The following is a 2,160-nucleotide window of genomic DNA, read 5'->3' as shown; positions in this document are numbered from 1 at the left end:
CCGAGAGACATCAAAGGTCCGTAGCCAAAAGCTCGTACGACCCTTTTCGTTCTCGTTTATAGGCCTTGATCGCGGCGGCGTAGATTGCCGCGCGATTGGCATCAAAGGCGAGAAGGAAGCTCGCCTCATCTCGGTTCATTTTCGGCTGCAGTCGTTTAAGCGCTTCTTCCGTTGCAAAGAATGACCACTCCATTGCGCTGTCATGGCCCCAGAAGCGAACGGCACGCCGAGTTAGGTCAAAAATTCGGCTTTCGTTTGGAAAATTGAGCATCGGTCCGGCGTTCATTAAGCAGAAAAAGGCGCGATTTGACGACGGTCATGACCGCCTGTCGCCGAAAGCGCCCTTGCGACCGTAAGTTCGCTTTCAAGCGCAACGCGTTCATGCTTCTCGGCGACACTCTTGATGCGGTAGCACGGATCGTCGGGATCGCGGTCCGAGGCTGGAATAAGATGGCGAATCTCATAGGGGCCGCGTACCGCCGACCGAAGTGAGTTCAACTCTAGATCGACGAATTGACCAACATCGAATTTGTGGGCCATCGGGCTTTCCTTTCTTCATATCAGACTTAGAAATGCCATCTGCGGGTGTCGCTTCATCCTTATGGGCACGTAAGAAGCGAGCAATATGGCCTCTCAACGTGATCGTTTGTAATATGTTTGCTACCGCATATGGGGACGACCACATCGAATAGCGAGGAGAATTATGCGTTTCCCAAAATCTTGCTGGCCATCGATGCCTTTTTGGCCTGGGATGAGTGCGGCCGACCTTTACTTTTGAATAAGCGCGGCAGCCCTTGTGTCAACTCGATTGCAGTCAAACCGGGTGCTTGACGAATGGGACGTGTCCGCGCGTGGGCCGAGGCGTTATGAGAAGCCTGTCCATTTATCGCGACTGCCGGCTGCGTCATGATCTGCTCCTGCAAAGCATTTGCTGCGGATAGCGAGTTCTCCGCAGGCCCCCTCCTCGGCACATATTCTCCGAGGTCCGCAGCCCGTTCTTCGGCCCAAAGCGTCAGCCGAATTACGCGACCGGCTTCTTGGCGAGATCGGGAGTATTTCTTCTGCCGATGGTGCTGCGCTCTGGGCACATTGCAACCTCAGAGCCAAGAACGGTCTGACCGCGGCGGGCGCTCAGTGCGTCGAAGAAACCTTCCGAACGACCCCGGCGCCCTTTGTCCAGCCAGTTTAGGAATCAGGCCAGCCACTGCCGTCGCACCATAACGGCCATCCGAGTAGGCCTACGCGACTTCGCCTGTTGACTATCAAACAGCGTCCAAAAAGTGGGCGCCGGTATGGAGTGCGCCCTTGGGCGCATCGCTGTCAGTGGCAGTGATTATGCGCCACTGTCGAGTGGCCTCGACATCGTGCGCAAGAGCTGGGCCAGCATGAGATCGCCACGGTCCAGACCACCGCAATCGATCAGACCGCCGGCATCGTCAATCTCACCACCGTGCTTGCCCACTCATCTGGAGAATGGATCGCCTCGGACTGGCCGGTCTGCGCGATCAGCGAAACAGCAACGCCTCGTCGAATGGGAGCGGCCCTGACCTACGCGCGCCGGTATGCGCTCTTCACCCTCGTTGGCATTGCTGGCGAGGACGACCTCGATGCGCCAGACCTCTTGACGCCGCAGAGCCATGACGCGGGGTCGCAGCGGCCTAAACTGCCCAGCAATTCGCATGTCAATGGCGTTCCCCGCAGTCCCGTTCAGCCCCCTCCTCGCCGCGACAAAAGACATTCCGCCAAGTCCGACAAACCCATTCTTGGCCCTAGGGAGTCGGCCGAGCTACGGGATCGGCTTCTCGGCGAGATCCATAGTATTGCTTCTGCTGATGACGCTGCGCTCTGGGCATTCTGCAACATCAAAGGCAAGAACGGCCTGACCACAGCAGATGCCGAATGTGTCGAAGAGGCCTTCCGCACAGCACTGGCAATGTTTGTCGAACCGGTGGAATCCGAACAACCGTCGCCGTCGCACGACCCGAAGCCAAGCAGGCCCAAAAAACTGCAACGGTCCACGGTGATCGACAAGAGCGTTCTGGTGCTGTCTGAGCCGCGCCGGGTGCGTGACCGGGACCACGTCAGATATGTTGCCACGCAGGCCTGCCTGATTTGCGGACGACAGCCTTGTGATGCCCACCATCTCCGCTTCGCCCAAAG

General features: G+C 57.9%; 3 protein-coding genes. 1 reads left to right on the top strand and 2 read right to left on the bottom strand.

Annotated elements, in window-relative coordinates:
* Window positions 1-10 precede the first annotated feature (10 nt).
* Together WB528_RS22365 and WB528_RS22360 are read right to left on the bottom strand one after the other, a co-directional pair.
* Window positions 11-271, bottom strand: coding sequence for a DUF1488 family protein (locus tag WB528_RS22365; RefSeq protein WP_423890761.1), 261 nt, complete (start codon window positions 269-271; stop codon window positions 11-13).
* Window positions 272-285: 14 nt separating this feature from the next.
* Window positions 286-540 (bottom strand): hypothetical protein, encoded by a 255-nt coding sequence (locus tag WB528_RS22360; RefSeq protein WP_423890760.1) that lies wholly within the window; start codon window positions 538-540, stop codon window positions 286-288.
* Between the two features lie 835 nt (window positions 541-1,375).
* Between WB528_RS22360 and WB528_RS22355 the strand changes: the two genes are divergently transcribed.
* Window positions 1,376-2,160, top strand: a 785-nt coding sequence (locus WB528_RS22355; protein ID WP_423890764.1) for an ERF family protein, incomplete at its 3' end; no start/stop codon positions are given.

The sequence above is a fragment of the Bradyrhizobium sp. genome (assembly GCF_049586575.1).
Taxonomy (GTDB): domain Bacteria; phylum Pseudomonadota; class Alphaproteobacteria; order Rhizobiales; family Xanthobacteraceae; genus Bradyrhizobium.
This window is presented reverse-complemented; position numbering and strand designations above follow the sequence as displayed.

Bases quoted from the DNA above. Each gene is read 5' to 3' on its own strand.
- WB528_RS22360 (WP_423890760.1), bottom strand. From the start codon at position 540: ATGGCCCACAAATTCGATGTTGGTCAATTCGTCGATCTAGAGTTGAAC.
- WB528_RS22365 (WP_423890761.1), bottom strand. From the start codon at position 271: ATGCTCAATTTTCCAAACGAAAGCCGAATTTTTGACCTAACTCGGCGT.